Annotated in this window: 10 protein-coding genes; all 10 read right to left on the bottom strand. The window is 62.6% G+C overall.

The annotated features are described in order from the left end of the window. Entirely contained in the window at positions 1-1479 is a 1479-nt protein-coding gene (locus tag OKW38_RS37520) for a hypothetical protein (protein WP_429365401.1), read from the bottom strand. Further along, positions 1480-2742, bottom strand: coding sequence for a UDP-N-acetyl-D-mannosamine dehydrogenase (wecC, locus tag OKW38_RS37515; RefSeq protein WP_429365400.1), 1263 nt, complete (start codon positions 2740-2742; stop codon positions 1480-1482). Then, on the bottom strand, positions 2739-2870 hold the full coding sequence (locus OKW38_RS37510) for a hypothetical protein (RefSeq protein WP_429365399.1): 132 nt from the start codon (positions 2868-2870) through the stop codon (positions 2739-2741). The genes wecC and OKW38_RS37510 overlap by 4 nt, the downstream gene beginning before the upstream one ends. Before the next feature lie 57 nt (positions 2871-2927). Further along, positions 2928-4109: a chain-length determining protein gene (locus tag OKW38_RS37505; RefSeq protein ID WP_429365398.1), complete on the bottom strand. Its 1182-nt coding sequence runs from the start codon at positions 4107-4109 to the stop codon at positions 2928-2930. Then, positions 4106-4768, bottom strand: a complete 663-nt coding sequence (locus tag OKW38_RS37500; RefSeq protein WP_429365397.1) for an ABC transporter ATP-binding protein — start codon at positions 4766-4768, stop codon at positions 4106-4108. The genes OKW38_RS37505 and OKW38_RS37500 overlap by 4 nt, the downstream gene beginning before the upstream one ends. Then, positions 4765-5583, bottom strand: a complete 819-nt coding sequence (locus OKW38_RS37495) for an ABC transporter permease (RefSeq protein WP_429365396.1) — start codon at positions 5581-5583, stop codon at positions 4765-4767. The genes OKW38_RS37500 and OKW38_RS37495 overlap by 4 nt, the downstream gene beginning before the upstream one ends. A 6-nt stretch (positions 5584-5589) precedes the next feature. Continuing rightward, positions 5590-6765 (bottom strand): polysaccharide biosynthesis/export family protein, encoded by a 1176-nt coding sequence (locus OKW38_RS37490; RefSeq protein ID WP_429365395.1) that lies wholly within the window; start codon positions 6763-6765, stop codon positions 5590-5592. Between the two features lie 304 nt (positions 6766-7069). Next, the gene (locus OKW38_RS37485) at positions 7070-8401 is read right to left on the bottom strand and encodes an aminotransferase class I/II-fold pyridoxal phosphate-dependent enzyme (protein WP_429365394.1); all 1332 of its coding nucleotides are present in this window, start codon (positions 8399-8401) and stop codon (positions 7070-7072) included. Positions 8402-8438: 37 nt separating this feature from the next. Continuing rightward, positions 8439-9365, bottom strand: coding sequence for a UDP-3-O-acyl N-acetylglycosamine deacetylase (locus OKW38_RS37480; RefSeq protein ID WP_429365582.1), 927 nt, complete (start codon positions 9363-9365; stop codon positions 8439-8441). Next, positions 9362-17026: an SDR family NAD(P)-dependent oxidoreductase gene (locus OKW38_RS37475; protein WP_429365581.1), complete on the bottom strand. Its 7665-nt coding sequence runs from the start codon at positions 17024-17026 to the stop codon at positions 9362-9364. Before OKW38_RS37475 ends, OKW38_RS37480 begins: the two co-directional genes overlap by 4 nt.

Below are 17026 nucleotides of genomic sequence, written 5' to 3'. Positions count from 1 at the left end.
TCAGCGCTCACCTGATGTCGTTAGCTCTCGAAAAAGGATGTCCTTGAGCAGTTCGAGCTGTGCCTCGGCACGCGCCACTTCCTCGCGCAACAGTTGCTGACCCACCGCCGTATGTGCTGCCGCGTCCCGGTGCGCCTTCTCCGATGACGCCTTGTCGCGCTCCAGTTGCAACAGTCCTTGCCTCAGCATCTCAACTTCCTTTGCGTAGTCAGTCGCGAGCTTTGCCGCTTCGGTCTTGTCGCGCTCCAATTGCGCCCGGCCTTGCTTCAGCATCTCGACCTCCTTTGCACAGTCAGCCGCGAGCTTGACTGCATCCTCGTGCCGCACTCTCAGCTCGGCATTGTCCTGTGCCAGCTGCGCACCCGCCTGATTGAGCACGTCAATTCTCGTGGCATGATCCAGCGCGATCTTCGTAGCCTGATCGAGCCTGGCTTCGAGAGCCGCCTTGTCTCTATCGAGCCTCGCTTGAGCTTGAGTGAGGAGATCGATCTCCTTGCGGCCGTCATCTGCCAATCTCGCCGCTGCCTGGTGCTTGACTTTCAGTGCCTCCGCATCCCGCTCCCGCTGCGTTTTGATTTGCTTGAGGGCGTCGATTTGCCTCGCACGCTCAGCGGCAAGCGTCGCTTGCTGGTCCCGCTCTTGCGTCACGCGATTCAGCCTTTTCTCGACTTCGATGCGTCGTTCGTCGTATCCCGTCTTTTGTTTGGCGTCGCGTTGGCGCGCGAGCGCAGCCTCGTTGCGCAACTGATTCGCCTGTCGCGTCTCCGATTCGCTAAATGCGGTATCCGACGGCAGGACGTCAATCATCGCCTGCGCCTGAATGACGTCGCCCGCCTTATGAAGCTTAAAAGCGAGCCACTTAAGGCGATACGTTTTCGGATCCAACTCAAAGGCCCGACGTGCGGCCTCGGCCGCGCCGCCGCGATTTTGGTCGATCAAATACCTGCCCAGCGCCGTGTACGCGTTCGCTTGTACGATCGGGGAAATGTTGAGCAAAAGCTTTTCAGCCGCCTCAAAGCCGCCTGTCTTGAAGGCTTCGATGATCTGGCCGAAATCTTTTCCCCCAAGCGACTCGGGCGCCGTCACGCGGCGATACCTGCGCCAAATCCTGCCAAGCCTGACAGGCAGTGCGAGCAACGCTCTGGGAGAATCGACACCCCGAATCATGAGGTCTCCCAGCTTCACGTTCAGTGCGTTTCGCGTTTGCACTTCGTGTACGTCTCGCTGGACTTTGACCACGGTACGTAAGTGCTGACACTCAGCGAGTGCACCGACCAGCTCGTCATCCACCCAGTCTTTTCCTAGCGAAATGCTCCGCTGGGAATGCTGCCCCGCCTCCTTTTCGAGTGCCTCACTCCGCAGTTGGCAACTCTCCAACTCTTCCTGAACTTGATGCAGTTGCTCGATCAGTAATTCGTTTTCATATTTCACGCCGTCGAAATCCAATGCAACAGGGGCATGATTGTTTTCTTCCATCATTTATTTCGCTCCCCATATACCACGTGTATCGATCAGCTTTTGTCGCCGGTTCAGTTCGGGCCTGACGCGCTTGAATTCGGCATGCTCCACGAGCAAAACGAGGATGTTACTTTGGGCGATTGCGTCGTCCAGCGTTAGTAGCGTGGCGTTCGTCTGCTCAAGGTGATCGGGCAATACCTGGAGGTTGGGTTCAACGATCGCGATTTTTTGGTCGTAGCGGCGCGCGAGATCTTCGGCGATTTCGAGCGCGGGGCTCTCGCGCAAGTCGTCGATGTCCGCCTTGTAGGTGATGCCCAGACACGCGATCCGGATATCCTCGAGCGCGACGCCTGATCGGGTCAGCTCTTCGACGGCCCGGTCCACCTTGAGCGAGACCCATGCCGGTTTCGAGTCGTTCACATGGCGCGCGGCACGGATCAATTGCGTGTCCGCCGGCGCACTGTCCACGATGAACCAGGGATCGACCGCAATGCAGTGTCCGCCAACGCCGCAGCCCGGCTGCAGAATGTTGACGCGCGGATGCCGATTGGCAAGCCGGATGACTTCCCACACATCGATGCCCTGTTGATCGCAGATTATCGAGAGTTCGTTTGCGTAGGCGATATTGACGTCACGAAAGCTGTTCTCAGCCAGCTTACACATTTCGGCGGTCCGCACGTCAGTGACGATGCAATCGCCTTGCACGACGAGCTTGTACAACGCAACAGCCGCCTCGGAACAAGTACGCGTCATGCCGCCGATAATACGGTCGTTGGCAACCAGCTCATGCGCGACACGTCCGGGCAATACTCGCTCGGGACAATGCGCGATCCGGATATCCGACGCGTCGCCGCGCTGATGCGGAAAGCTCAGATCTGGACGGAACTCCGCGAGCCACTCGGCGAGGCGCTCCGTCGTGCCTACCGGAGAAGTGGATTCAAGGATGACCACATTGCCTAGCTTGAGCACTGGGGCGATCGATCTGGCCGCAGCTTCAATATAGCTCACATCGGGCTTCTTATCTCCAGTCAATGGAGTCGGCACGGCGATGATGAACGCATCGGCGGCCTCAGCGTGCAGAGTCGCCCGAAGATAGCCCGCGCCGACCGCGGCCTGAACGAGGATATCGAGCTCGGGCTCGACGATATGGATATTCCCGCGATTAATGGTGTCGACAACATAGGGCGAGACATCGACACCAATGACACGGAGCCGGCGCGAGGCAAACATTGTTGCGGTGGGTAGGCCGATGTAGCCGAGACCGATGATCGAAATGGTATTCACGATACCTTCACCAGGATGTCGCGCATGCGATGCCCGGCGTTGTCGTCGCCATGAGAATTGTTCGCGTGTGACATCCCGACATAGGCGTCCGCTTTTGGCCGCGCTCCTACGACAATCAGGTTTTTCATTTTGACTGTTTGTTCCTGGCAAAAAAACTGTTACGTGAGCAGATACAGTTCAGTGGGTCAGTCGACGTGATCGAGGATGATGCTCTCGATCAGTTTTAAGACACCCATCATCGCAAGCCCGACGAGCAAGGTCACGAATGCGCTATACAAGCGCTTCGGCTCCACGGGGTAGTCCGGCCGCGTCGCGGGCTGCAACACCGAAACCATCTTCAAGGTACGGGCTGCATCCATGCGGCCCTGCTCCAATGCTGAAAGCGCAGTCTTGTACAAGTCCTGGGCGAAGCCGACCTGCATCTGCAAGCGCTGAAACTCTTCGACCGTGTAGTTCAGTGTTTTGCTTGACGGTGAAGCCAGTTCCGCTCGCCTTTGCGCAATCTGCTGATCAATGGCGGCGAGATTCTTCTTGAGCATCACCACAGTGGGCTGATTGGCGCTCAACGTCGAAGGCAGCGAATCGAGTTGGGTCTGAACCTCGGTTTTCTGCGCCTCGAGCTTGTCGATCAGGCCGTTAAGACTCGCTGCCGTAGTTGCGGGCGCGACTAGTCCCTGGTGATTCTGGAAATCAACGAGGGCCTGCGTCTCGTCGAGCAGGCGTTGGTGTGTGACTGTGACCTGCTTAATCAGGAAATCAACCTGGGACTGCGCGAGTTGATGACCGATCCGGTTCATCTGTGCCTGCCCCTCGCGGATCATGAACTCCACGATGGCACGCGCGGTTTTGGCATCGTAGGCCTGGACCTGGATGTCGATGACGCCGTTGTAGCTGTCGTATTCGACGTCAACGCGCGACAGCCAGTACTGATAGAACCATTCAGCCGGCTCATTCCTGAACAACATGCGCGAAATCGGGTCATGATGCCAGCCGCTGTAGTGCGAGCGCAGATCAAACGCGGCATCCAGCTTATCTAGCATCTCCTGTGACAAAAGATATTGCGTCAGTAACAACTGATCGGCACTGCTCGGGCTGGCGGCGCCTGCGACTGCGGCAATGCCCGGCGCAAGGCTGATTGGCGGGCCGCTGACTTGATCGGTCCGTTGGATAACCACAATCGCATTCGAAACGTAACGATCGGACGCGAAGAACAACCAGTACGGAATGGACAGAATCGTGTACGCGGCGACCAGTCGAATGAGCAATTTAAAAGCCCTGACCGAAAACAACGCGTCCTTGCATTTGCCCAGGAACATGCCCGATCTGGCAATCACACCCGGGTTGGCCGGCAACAATGAATCACTCATACCAGAACATAATCCTTATAGGCTTTCAAACCATCTTCGAGATCGTCGAACCAGTGGGCCTGGCCGTTATTGATCCAGATAGCCGACTGACAAAACTGTTTCAGTGTGTTTTCGTCGTGGGAGACCATGATCACGCTAGCCTGAGTGGTCATATTTTTGAAAGCGTTTGCGGCTTTCTTTCTGAATCTCGCGTCTCCTGCCGCCGTTACTTCGTCGGAAATGTACACATCGAAATTGAAAGCCAAAGACATCGCGAATTGCAGGCGCGAGCGCATGCCCGACGAATAGGTCTGCACGGGTTCGTCAAAGGCAGCGCCTAATTCGGCGAAATCCTGGATATAGGCCAGGCGATCGACGAGCTCATCCTGGTGACCGTGAATCCGGCACACGAATTTTGCGTTTTGACGCCCGGTCAATGTCCCCTCCAGACCGGCGCCACCCATGGGCCAGGAGACCTGGCAAAGGCGTTGAACGCGTCCCTTGGTCGGAAAATCGATTCCACCGATGATCCGCAGCAGAGTGGATTTACCAGCGCCGTTTTTTCCAATCAAGGCCACACTGTGACGCGATGGAATCGTGATATTGATGCCACCCAATATCCATTTTCCGGCTCCGTGTTCACTCTGGTAGCGTTTGTGAACGTCTTCGACAAGTATCATCGCATCACCAGCTTTCTGGAGAACCGCTTGTACAACATCAACCCCAGCAGCAGCAGGGCCAGAGCCCACGCATAAACGTAACCAAGGCTCACGCCTGCGAGCGCGTTGTAATTGGGCCAATAACCCAGCCGCATCATCTCAACGCCATCAACGATCGGGTTGGCGGCAAAGATGTATTGATAAGGCAGCGGCACGTACAACGTCAGCGGCAACAACGCACCCGACATGTAATACAACGGAAGATAAAAAATCTTGAAGATGTGATCGACTTCAGGAACAAATCGCATCAGCACCGAGGTCACCATTCCGAATCCCAAACCCAGTAACCACAGTCCGAAAATCGCTGCAATCACTAGCAGAGGATTTTGCGGAAGCCATACTGGATTTTGCGTGTTCTGCGTTATCCCATGTCCAGTCATGATCACCAGAGACATGATTAGAATCGCGACTGGCACCATGAGGAACAACTCGACGAACGCGCGCACGAACGCGACATCGAAAGGTTTGATTTGCCGATAAGCGAAAAAAGCCCGATTCGAGTCGATTCCATGCAACACCTGCATCCATGTGCGACGCCAAAGCAGAAATCCGATGAAGCCCGCGACAATGAACATATTGATCGCCATTCCACCAACCTGGTTAACGTGCAATGTCTCGAATCCAAAAGCATGCAGACCAATGTAGGCAACTGGCTCAACTAGTAGCCACAGCCAAGCGGCACGCCCTTCGAACAGACGATCAACCGCCTCACGCAAAAAAATAGCGCGCCAGACCGAAAAGGTAATTTCGCTCGGACTACGAGTCTTTCCTCTCATAAGCCGCTACCGATTCATGTCGTAAGTGATGGTCGCCGCGGGATAGGCCACCATCGTGATATAGGACAGAAATTTGCTGAATTCGGCACCCGGCGAATTCGAAACGTAGATCAGGTCGTGGTTCTGAATCGGAAAATTCTGCGTCACAAAAAACGAGGCAGGATCACGCAGGTTGATTTCATAAACAACTGGCACGGTTCCGTTGACTGGCTGAACGGATGCATCCTTGCGATCGACCAACTTCGCATCCTCAAACCGGAACACAAATACTCCTCGCGCATCCGCGCGAGAATCACTGAGCCCGCCCGAGCGAGCGAGCGCCTGAGCCAGCGAGATTCCTTGGGCTTCAAGTGGAATTTCCTCATTCTTGCCCGTTGCGCCCAACACCGAGAACGTCTCGGGTTGATAAAGCGCTGTCACTACATCGCCGGGCCGGAGCGGCACGTTCTGATGCGGATCGCGAATCACGGAATCCAGCGGCATTGTCGCCGTCACATTGCCGCGTGAAAGACGAATAGCCATATGGCTGATCGTCTGCTTCCCTCCCCCTGCAAACGCCAACGCATCCAATAACCTCTCACCTCGCGGGGTGAGCGGCATCATCTTGCTGTCATTTACCTCACCAATAACCGTGACATTCGATGCGTTGTTCTTCGCCAGACTCACTAGTACCTGAGGCTGATTTGCCTTGCCTTTGAGCTGACGCAAAATGCTGGCCTCGATCTGCTCGATAGTCAGGCCCTTGACGAAGACCCGGCCAGCAAACGGCACCGAGATCGTGCCATCCGCGTCTACCATCTGAGGCGGCAATGGCACGCCCGTGCTGCCGCTCGGCGTTATGGCGGCGATCGATGTTGCCGGCGTCAGGCTCCCAAACAATATCGCTGGCGGCGCCTCCCATATCGTCACGTCGATCACGTCGCCCGGGCCAATCACGTAAATGTTGGCCGTCCCGCTCGTGAAGATGTTCGAGAATCGGCCGAGCTGCTTGGCATTGGCCAACTTGCGTGCCAAAGCATCGTTGACGTCCACGACCTGAATGCCCTCAACGCGCCCCGAATCGTGCTGTTCTAAAACCTGCTCTCGGCTCGCGCCCGACGATGGAATCCAACCCGGAAACGTAGCGCACCCCGACAACGTCAAAACCACCGGAAGGCAAGCGATAAAAAAAGTCTTATTCATGAACCCTGAAACCTGAACCGGGCGCGATCTGCGAATCGGGTTGCCACGATGCTGAAAACTTCCGGCGAAAGCCAGTCATCACATCGCGTTACGAACTCACCCCGACGAGCGCACCGCTTTTAAAATTGAGCTGGCACATTTAGCGCTATTTTGGATAGCCAGCATTTTATCCAGTGTCAATTGCACGCGATAGCGTTTCTTATTTCCGTTGAAATTCGATTACGCTCCAAAACGTGCTAATAACAAGCGCACGATCAGCAGCAACAGCACTAACCGCGCGACAATCTCGCACCACACAAAAGGTTCAACACCCCGCCAACCTCGCCACCGCTGCAACCGTCCGGCTAATCTGCTCCGGCTCATGCGTCGAGCAGATGAAGAAGCGCAAGCGCGCCGCTTTCTCCTCCACAGCCGGATAAAAAATCGGCTGCACGTTGATACCCTCTTCGAACAGCGCATTCGCCCACTGCGCGGCTTTCAGCGAACTCCCCGTGATGACCGGCACGACTGCATAGCCCGCGCTCGTGCCGGTGTCGAGTCCGGCTGCGTGCGCCTCTGTCAAAAACTGGCGACCGCGCGCCTGCAATTGCGTGACACGCTCAGGTTGCGCGATCAAACATTCAAGCGCGGCGAGCGAAGCCTCGGCAAGCGCCGGAGCGAGGCCCACGCTGTAGAGAAAACCCGGAGCAAGATTGCGCAGCATATCGGCAAGCGGCTGACAGCCCGCGACAAACCCGCCGCATCCCGCCAACGTCTTACTCATCGTGCCCATCCACAGATCGACGCGGTCCGACGCCACGCCGCAGTGCTCGCGAATACCCCTGCCCGTCGTGCCGAGCACGCCAAGCGAATGTGCTTCGTCGACCAACAGGAACGCACCGTGCCGCTCCTTCACCTCGCAAAAGCGCTGCAGATCGGGAAAGTCACCGTCCATGCTGTAGAGACCTTCGATCGCGACTAATACGTTGCGGTACTCGCGGCGCACGCGCGTCAGCAGCTCGTCGAGCGCCCGCCAATCGTTGTGCGCGAAGCTCAGACGCTTCGCACCGCTCAGTTGCGCGCCCTGCACGATACTGTTGTGCGCGAGCGCGTCGTGCACGATCAAATCACCAGGCCCGAACAGCGAACCAATGACGGTCACATTCGTGGCATGGCCGCTCACGAATGCGACGCAGTCGTCCGTTTCATAGAACTCGGCGAGCGCTCGTTCGAGTTCGCGATGCACGGGCCGCTCGCCCGCAACGATGCGGCTTGCCGAAGCGGACGTGCCGTAACGGTCGATGGCCGCCTTCGCGCGTGCCGCGATGACCGGATCACCTGCGAGTCCGAGATAGCTGTAGTTCGCGAAGTTCACATACTCGCGCCCACCTATCTGCGTTGTCGCACCCGCAATGCCGTCGTGCACGCGAAAAAACGGCGACTCGACGCCCAGCGTCTCGCCCATCTCGCGCATCAGCTTGACCTGCTGGAATTGCGGCATCGCTTCGAAGCGGCTGCGCGCAGACAGCGTCTGCGCGGCCTGCGCCGCCAGACCATCAGGCTCCCCAGGCGCCGCAACCGCATCGGTCGCGCGCTCCAGTTGCCGCTTCAGCGCTTTGGCCGCCAATTGCTGGCGTAGTGTTTCCCCGAGTCCCATGTAATCCGATCTAACCTGTTTATGTGGCGTGCCTGCGTTATGCGTGCGCCTCGACCCACTCGTATGCGCCCGGTGTGCCCAACAGCGCCGCGAGCAGCCGATAGTTCATTTCATGCGTTGGCCGCCGCGCGCTCACGTGGCCCAGCAACGGTGCACCGGCGAGCGCGAGATCGCCGACCAGATCAAGCACGCGATGCCGAACAAACTCGTCGGGCTGACGCAGTCCACCGACGACACGCTTGCCGACAATTGCCGCCGTGCATGACATCCGTGCGCCGCGCAGAATGGGCCAGCCGCGCAGATAGCCCACGACGATCGCGGGCACCGCCCACTTGATCTGCCCGTACGAGCGCGACGAAGCGATCTCATCAGCAAAGGCGCGCGGCGTGAGCCGGCCGTGCCATTCCATGTCGCCGAACCCCTTGAGGTCGTTGTTGTGCACGCTGAGCGCATAGTCGTCGGCGGGCTCGACGCGCATTTCACGGCGCGCGGCGCCCTCACCGTCGGCGACGCTCACAGTCTCGAGCACGCGCAAGAAGCGCTTCGGCTGCGGCAGCGCGGTGCGCCCGCATGCCAGGATCGCATCGATCCATGGCTGCGCGCTGCCGTCGAGAATCGGCACTTCTTCAGCGTCGAGTTCGACGATCGCGTGATCGATCTCGCACGCGAGCAACGACGCGAGCAGGTGCTCGACCGTGCGCACGCCGAGGCCATCCTTCGCGCGCAACATCGTGCAGAGCGGCTGCCCCCGCCGCAACGACGGATCGGCGGCCACCGTGCCGAGCGCTTGCCCCTTGTGCAGGCGCCGAAACACGATGCCGTGTCGTCCGCCCGCCGTCGCCGAGGTCTCGACGGGCAAAATGCGCACGTTCACGCGCCGCCCGGTGTGCAAGCCGTGCCCCGACAGTTCGAGCGGCCGCGCCAGCGTGCCTTCGCTCGGCCGCCAGCCCGCAGGCAGCTTCACTCCGCAAACGCCGGCGTCGACTGACATGACTTGTCTCCCTGTTGATCCTGATCGTTGTTGCCCGCGTTTCGATTACGTTCGAGCAGAGCGCGCGCCTCGTTCTCGTCGAGCGCGTGGCGCGCGGCCAGCGCCGCGAATTCCTCGATCGCGCCATTCGCGGCCCCCTGCATGCCGGGCTCGTTTTCGCCGCTCTCGTCGTCGAGCATGTCGACGATGCGCACGGCGAGCGTGTGCACCGTCGCGCCTTCCGCAATCGCCATGATCGACAGCTTCACGCCGAACGACTCCTCGACCGCCATGCCGAGTTCCATCCCCATCAGCGAGTCCATGCCGAGATCGAGCACCGAGCGGTCGAGCGCGACGCGCTCCGGCGACATGTGCAGGATGCGCGCGATGTGACCGCGCAACGCGGTCTCGACCGCCGCGACCGCTTCGGCCTTCGGGAGAGCGCGCAGTTGTTCAAGCAGTACGCCGTCCTCGCTCGTTGTCTCGCTAGCGCCGCCGCCTTGCAATGCCATGTAGCGACGCGCCTGCGCGGCGGGCATGCCGCGCGCGATCGCCGCCCAGTCCAGACGCACCACAGCCTCGCCGACCGCACCGGTTGCGAGCGCGCGCTCGAGCGCCGTCATCGCCTCGTCAGAGGTGATCGACGCACCGCCGATGCGCGCCTGCAGCGCTTCACGCGTCGTGCTGTTGCGCGCGAGGAAGCCGACATCCTCGATCGGCCCCCACGCCATGAAGGCGGCGGCCAGCCCGGCCGCGCGGCGATGGGCGACAAGCGCTTCGAGGAAGCTGTTGGCTGCCACATACGCGCCCTGGCCCGGATTGCCGAGATAAGTCGTGGCCGAGGAATACAGCACGAAGAAGTCGAGCGCGCAGCGCTGCGTCGCGCGGTGCAGATTCCATGCACCCGCAACTTTGGGTTCGAGCACGGCGAGCATGCGCGCGTCGTCGATGTTGCGCAGCAGGCCGTCGTCGATGCGCATCGCGGAGTGCAGCACGCCCTTGAGCGGCGTTCCGCGCGCCTCGATGCGCTCGATCAGACCATCGAGCGCGGCCGCATCGGTCACGTCGCACGACACCACCGTCACGGTCGCGCCATGCTCGGCACGCCAGCGTTCGAGTTCCTGCTGCTTCGCCGAGTCGAGTGCGCCGCCGCGGCTCGCGAGCGTCACGTGACGTGCGCCGCGCGCGATCATCCAGCGCGCGCTTGCGTAACCGAGACCACCCGTTCCGCCGACGATCAGATACGCCGCCTGCGGGTCGAGGCGCAGCACGGGCTGCGCGACGCCCCGCGTGGGCGCCGGCGTACCCGACGGATAGGTGACGAGCACCTTGCCGATCTGGCGCGCCTGCTGCATATAGCGGAACGCCTCCTCCGCGCGCGCGGCCGGGAAGGCACGATACGGCAACGGATGCAGCACGCCGCTCACGAAGAGCGCCATCACTTCCTCGAAGAGGCGCGTGGTGAGTTCGGGCAGCACGCCCATGAGCTGATCGGCGTCGATGCCGAAATAGCTGATGTTGTTGCGGAACGGCCGCAGGCCGATCTGGCTGTTCTCGTAGAAGTCGCGCTTGCCCAGTTCAAGGAAGCGGCCAAACGGACGCAGCGTCTCGATGCCGCGCACCATCGCCTCGCCCGCGAGCGAGTTGAGCACGATGTCGACGCCCTCGCCGTTCGTGCAGGCGCGCACCTCGTCGGCGAACGCGAGGCTGCGCGAGTCGAACACACGATCGGCGCCGAGCAGGCGCACGAACTCGCGTTTTTCGTCGGCGCCAGCGGTGGCGAATACTTCCGCGCCGAGATGGCGGGCGATCTGGATCGCGGCGATGCCGACGCCGCCCGCACCGCCGTGTACGAGCACGCGCTCGCCCCGGCGCAGCCGTGCGAGCTCGCACAGTGCGTAATACGCGGTGAAGAAGGTCGTGGGAATCGTAGCGGCTGCTTCGAACGAAATCGTTTCGGGCTTGCGCGCGATCGCGCTCGCACGTGTGAACACGCGCGTGGCGAACGAAGCCGGCGCGAAGCCGAGCACCGCGTCGCCGGGCGCCCAGCCTTTGACGCCCGCGCCGACGCGCACGATGCGCCCCGAGAGTTCCATACCGATCGTCGCGCCCGCGAAGCCGGTTTCGACCGCTTCGTCGGAGAGCAGGCCCATCGAATACATGACGTCGCGGAAGTTCAGACCGGTCGCCATCGGCGCGATCTCGACTTCGCCTAAACTCAGTTCGCGCTCGGGCAACGCGAACCATTCGAGGTTGCGTAGCGAGCCGGGCATATCGAACGCCAGCACGGCGGGCACGGGGTCGGCCACCTGCTCAGCCGTGGATTCGTCGCGGGGAGTCTGCCGTTCCGCTGTTTGCGCCGGCAGCATGCGTGGCACGTAGCGGCCCTGCGCCGTGAGCAGCACCTCTTCCTCGCCGTCATCGTGCGTGAGCGCGTGCGCCAACTGCGATACGGCCTTGCCATCCGCGCCCGCCACGTCGATAAGACGCAGCGCAAGCGTCGGGTATTCGTTTGCCATCACGCGGCCAAGGCCCCATAGGCTCGCCTGCTCGGGCTGCGCCGCTGTGCCCGAGCCTTGACTGAACGGGGCGCCTCCGCGTGTCACCACGGACAGGCGCGCCAGCGCGGCCACGCCGGCTGCGTCGAATTCGCGTGCGAGCATGGCGAGCGCGAGCACGCCGACCTGCTGCGCGCGCATGATGTCGGCGCCGCTGGCGTCGTCGAGCTGTACGAGCGGTGCCACGAACACGATCTGCGCTTGCGTGTTCTTGCGTTCGAGCCATGCGGCCGCTTCGCGCACGCTCGTCGCTTCAACCTGGCAGCCAAAGCGCTCGAGCTCTTCCGCGAGCGCAGACCCGAACGCGTCGTTGTCGCTCTGCACGATCAGCCACGGCTGCGCGTCGGTCGAACTGCGTTGCATCTGCTGAGCGGACGTAGGCTTGCGCGCGACCATCAGCGTCGGCGCACCTTCGAGATCGAGGCCCTGTTCTGAGTGACGCACGACGTCCTGCAGACCGGCGCGTTCGCAAAGCGTGCGAAGCGCGGCCGGTGCGAGCGCGCCGTAGGCCTGTGCGGCGACCTCGTGGCCCGCCACGCCGAAGACGATGTCGGCGAAACGGCTGGGGCGCGCGTCGGCGAGCACGACTACCCCGCCCGGCGCGAGCCGTTCGGCAATTGCTTGCAGCGTGGAAAGTGGATCGGCCTGTTCGCCGATCATGCGATTGACGACGATCACGTCGAACGGCGCGGCGTCACGGTAATGCGTGAAAAGCGGTTCGTTCTCTCCGAGCTGCAGCGTCTGAACGTGCGCGTGCGCTTCCGCGTCGAGCGCGGCGAGCTGCTGGTGCGTGCCTGCAATCACGTGTTCGCACCGCGAAGCCGGCACGCCGATGTCGAGCGGCTGGAGCACTTCGACGCTCGTCGCGCCGATTTCCAGCATGCGCAGGCGACGAGTGCCCGGCCACGCTGCCAGCGCTTCTTTCGCGCAGGCGGCGAGCATCGCGCGGGCATGCGACCACGTGGGCGAAGCGTCGAAAAACTGCTCGACGAGGCTGCGCCCCGTCGGCGACAGCAACGCGGGCGCATCGGCATCGGATGCTCCATCGCGCAGCACGCGTGGCAGCGCCGCGCCCACGTGCGCGAGCAGTGTCAGTTCGGCGACGTGCGCGGGCGAAGTCGCCAGCACATCGCGCCACAGCGCATCATGCGAAGGCATCGCCGCGAAGGCGGCCGCGTCGTCGCGCACGAGACGCTCGCCCTCGAAGCGGGCGAGTCCGTCTTCCACGACGATCTGCGCAAGGCGCGCGAGCAGTGGCGTATTGGCGAGCGTGGGCAGCACGAGCTGCGCGAATGCGCCGATCGCTTCAAGCGCGTTCAATGCGTACAGGCCCGCGAGCACGTCGAGCAACGGCAGCGTTTCGGTCAAGTGACGCGTACGTTGCGCGCTGTCCTCATGCGAAGCGAGACGCGAGCTCGCACGTTCGACGAGCGCAGCCGGCGTGGGCAGCGCGGCAGCCGTGAAGCCCTCATGCAGCGGACGCGCTTCAAGCGCGTAGGCAAAGCGCGCCGGTGCGGCGTGGCGTCGGCCCGTAAGGTCGACGCGGCGGAAACGGCACGCAGAAAGACGCGCGACGATTGCATTGTCGGCGTCGAGGAATTCGAACGACGCAACGATCGAATGCGGGCTGCGCCGCTGCACACGCGCCAGCACACGCCGTACCGAGTCGCCACGCAGAAAGTCGACGCGGCCGATCTGTACCGGCACGAAGGCCGCTCGCGCTTCGCCTGGCGCGGCGCCGGCCTGGCCCAGCACGGCGAAGAGCGGATGAAAACCGCTGTCCATCAGCGCAGGATGCAGCAGCCAGCCGGCCACCGCGTGCGCGCCGGCCAGCACCTGCGGCACTTCGAAGTCAGCGAGCGCGTCGTCGCCTTGCACCTGCACCTTGTGCACCCAGCGGAACGCCGGACCGTAGCTCAGACCGATAGCGGTCGTGCTTGCGTAGAGGGCGTCGCCGGGCATCGCGGGGATAGCTTCGAGGCGCGCCAGCACCGATTCATCGGCCGTGCTCTGCGCGCCTAGCGTGCTGCCGCTTTCGAGCAGGCGGCCCGTCACGTTGAGATTCCACGGCCCGTCGCTCATGCGCTCGCGCGTCTCGATCGTAAACGACGCGGTGCGCGCGTCGATCACGAAGCGCAACAGCTTCGCGTGCTGCGGCTGGAACACGACCGGCATGCGGATCTCGAGGTTCTCGAGCGCGACGTCCGACGTGCGGAAGAACACGCGCGCAGCGGCCAGCGCCATTTCCACGTAGCCCGCGCCCGGAAATGCAACGCCACCATCGACGACGTGATCGGCGAGCATCGGCACGCGCTGCGGATCGAGCTGGTTTTCCCATGCAAACGCATGCTCGTGCAGACGGTAGCCGAGCAGCGGATGATCGACGCGGCGATTCACGAGGTTGTAGCCCTCGATGGTGGCCGTCTGCCAGTGGCGTTCGCGCTGCCACGGGTAAGTCGGCAGCGCCACATGTGAGCCCTGAGACGCCACTGGCACGAAGCGGTCGACATCGACGCGCGCGCCGTGCGCGACCGCCGATAGCGTCGAATGCGCGAGCATCTGCGCGCTGTCGTGATGGCGCTTGAGTGTGGGCACGACCTCACCGGCGAGATTCAGGCTCGCGAGCGTCTGCTTGACGTAGTGGCGCAGAATCGAGTGCGGGGCGATTTCGATGAACACGCTTACGCCTGTATCGGCGAGACGCGTGAGCGCTTCGCCAAAACGCACCGGCTCGCGGATGTTGCGCCACCAGTAGCCTGCGTCGAGCGACGTGCCGGCAAGCGTGTCGCCGGTGACAGTCGAGACGTAGCGCTTCGTGCCTTCGCGCGGAGCCAGATCGGCGAGACCGGCGCGCACGACCGGCTCGATGGCGTCCATGCGGCTGCTGTGGAACGCGTAATCGAGATCGAGCAGCTGGAAGAAGCTGCCGTTCGCGGCGAGCGAAGCGCCGATCGCTTCGAGTTCTTCGGGCGATCCGGCCAGCGTGACGGCTTCGGGGCTGTTGGTGCCGGCCAGCTCGACCATCTCCGCGAGACCGAGGTGTGCGATCAACTGCCGTGCCTCGGCTTCGCCAATGCCCGCCGCAGCCATCTTGCCGGTGCCGCGCGTCAGGCCCTGCGCGCTGCTGCGAACGCGGATCACGCGCACGGCCTGGGCAAGCGTCAGCGCGCCCGATGCCCACGCGGCCGCGATTTCACCAACGCTATGACCGACCGCCGCGTCAAAGCCGAGGCCGCGCGCTTCGAGTGTGCGCGTGATGCCGACCTGAATCGCGAAGAGTAGCGGCTGCGCGTTCTCCGTCGCGGCGAGCCATTCGGCGCTCGCGCCGGCGCGCAGCACGTCGACGAGCGAGTCGCTGCCGTCGGCACGCCAAAGCACGTCGACTTCGTCGAGCGCCGTGCGGAACACTGCGTCTTCCGCATAGAGCTGCTTGCCCATGCCGGCCCACTGGCAGCCGTTGCCCGCGTAGACGAACGCCACCTTGGCGGCCGTCGCTACGGCCTGGCCGCGAGCGACGTAAGCCGGGAGCGCCTGATCGGACGAATCCGCGAGCATCAAGAGTGCGGCGCAACCCGCTTTCAGGTCGGGCGGCGCAATGACCACGCGCTGTTCGAGCCATTCACGGCGGCGCGCGGCGCCGGCCGCGAGCGCGGCCCAATCGGCGCCGTTCTGCAAACACGCGAGATAGCGCGCGGCAAGTGCGGCGAGCGCATCCTGCGAGCGCGCCGTGAGAACGAGCGGCGGCAACGCTCCACGCGCCGCCGGCGTGCTGCCCATGACAGGCGCGGCGGGCGCGGCTACCCTCACCGCCTCCGCTAGCACGACGTGCGCGTTGGTGCCGCCGAAGCCGAACGAGTTGACGCCAATCGTCAGCGGCGCACCATCACGCCGCGAGAGTGGGGTGAAGCGGTCGACGACGCGTAGGCGTCCGCCCTCGAAATCGATGGCGGGATTGGGCGTTTCGAAATGGAGCGAGCGTGGCACCGCGCCGTGCTTCAGGCAGAGGATCGCCTTGAAGAGGCCGGCCATGCCCGAGGCGGTTTCGAGGTGCCCGACGTTGGTCTTGACCGAGCCGATCAGGAGCGGATCGTCGGCCGGACGGCCGCCCGCGACTGCCTCTATTAGCGCGCGCGCCTCGATCGGGTCGCCGACTGCGGTACCAGTGCCGTGGGCTTCCAGATAGGCGAGCGAGCGCGGATCAACGCCCGCGCGGCGGTAGACCGAGCGCAGCAGTTCGGCCTGCATGGCCGTCGTCGGCACACTGATACCGCCGTGCGAATGGCCGTTGGAATTCACGCCCGAACCGGCGATGACCGCGTGAATTGTGTCGCCGTCCGCAAGCGCGCGCTCGAGCGGCTTGAGCAGCACGAAGGCGCCGCCCTCGGCGCGTACATAGCCGTCGCCGGTCGCGTCGAATGCACGGCAGCGGCCTCGCGGCGACAGCATCGACGCCTTCGAGAAGCTCACGAAGCCAAACGGATGGAGCAGCAGATTGACGCCGCCCGCGAGCGCCATTTCGGTTTCGCCCGACTGCAATGCCTGCACGGCCTGATGCAGCGCGACGATCGACGACGAGCAGGCAGTGTCCACCGACATGCTCGGACCGCGCAGATCGAACAGATAGGAAACGCGATTGGACGCAATGCTGAGCGTGTTGCCCGTGGCCGAGTATGGATCGATCCAGTTCAGGTCGTCCATGCTGCGGTTGCCGTAGTCCATGCTTGCGGCGCCGACGAACACGCCGCAGTCCCGGCCGCGCATCTCCGCTGGACGCACACCGGCGTCCTCGAACGCTTCCCACGCGAGTTCGAGCAGCAGACGCTGCTGCGGGTCCATCTGGGTCGCCTCGCGCGGCGAAACGCCGAAGAAAGCGGCATCGAAACCGGCCACGTTGTCGAGAACACCCGCCGAGAACGTGTAGCTCTTCCCCGGCTCTTTCTTGGACGGATGCTGGTAGAACTCCGTGCCGAATCGATCGGGTGGCACGACGGTCACTGCGTCGCGCTCATCGCACAGCAGTTGCCAGAAGTCTTCGGGCCCGGTCACTCCGCCGGGAAAGCGACATGCCATCCCGATAATTGCTATTTTTCTTTCCAT

This window comes from Paraburkholderia sp. MM5496-R1 (genome assembly GCF_050436205.1).
Lineage (GTDB): Bacteria > Pseudomonadota > Gammaproteobacteria > Burkholderiales > Burkholderiaceae > Paraburkholderia > Paraburkholderia tuberum.
This window is presented reverse-complemented; position numbering and strand designations above follow the sequence as displayed.

Excerpts from the sequence above, each read along its gene's own strand:
- OKW38_RS37520 (WP_429365401.1), bottom strand. The coding sequence starts at position 1,479 with ATGATGGAAGAAAACAATCATGCCCCTGTTGCATTGGATTTCGACGGC.
- OKW38_RS37510 (WP_429365399.1), bottom strand. The coding sequence starts at position 2,870 with ATGAAAAACCTGATTGTCGTAGGAGCGCGGCCAAAAGCGGACGCCTAT.
- OKW38_RS37505 (WP_429365398.1), bottom strand. The coding sequence starts at position 4,109 with ATGAGTGATTCATTGTTGCCGGCCAACCCGGGTGTGATTGCCAGATCG.
- OKW38_RS37500 (WP_429365397.1), bottom strand. The coding sequence starts at position 4,768 with ATGATACTTGTCGAAGACGTTCACAAACGCTACCAGAGTGAACACGGA.
- OKW38_RS37495 (WP_429365396.1), bottom strand. The coding sequence starts at position 5,583 with ATGAGAGGAAAGACTCGTAGTCCGAGCGAAATTACCTTTTCGGTCTGG.
- OKW38_RS37490 (WP_429365395.1), bottom strand. The coding sequence starts at position 6,765 with ATGAATAAGACTTTTTTTATCGCTTGCCTTCCGGTGGTTTTGACGTTG.
- OKW38_RS37485 (WP_429365394.1), bottom strand. The coding sequence starts at position 8,401 with ATGGGACTCGGGGAAACACTACGCCAGCAATTGGCGGCCAAAGCGCTG.
- OKW38_RS37475 (WP_429365581.1), bottom strand. The coding sequence starts at position 17,026 with ATGGAAAGAAAAATAGCAATTATCGGGATGGCATGTCGCTTTCCCGGC.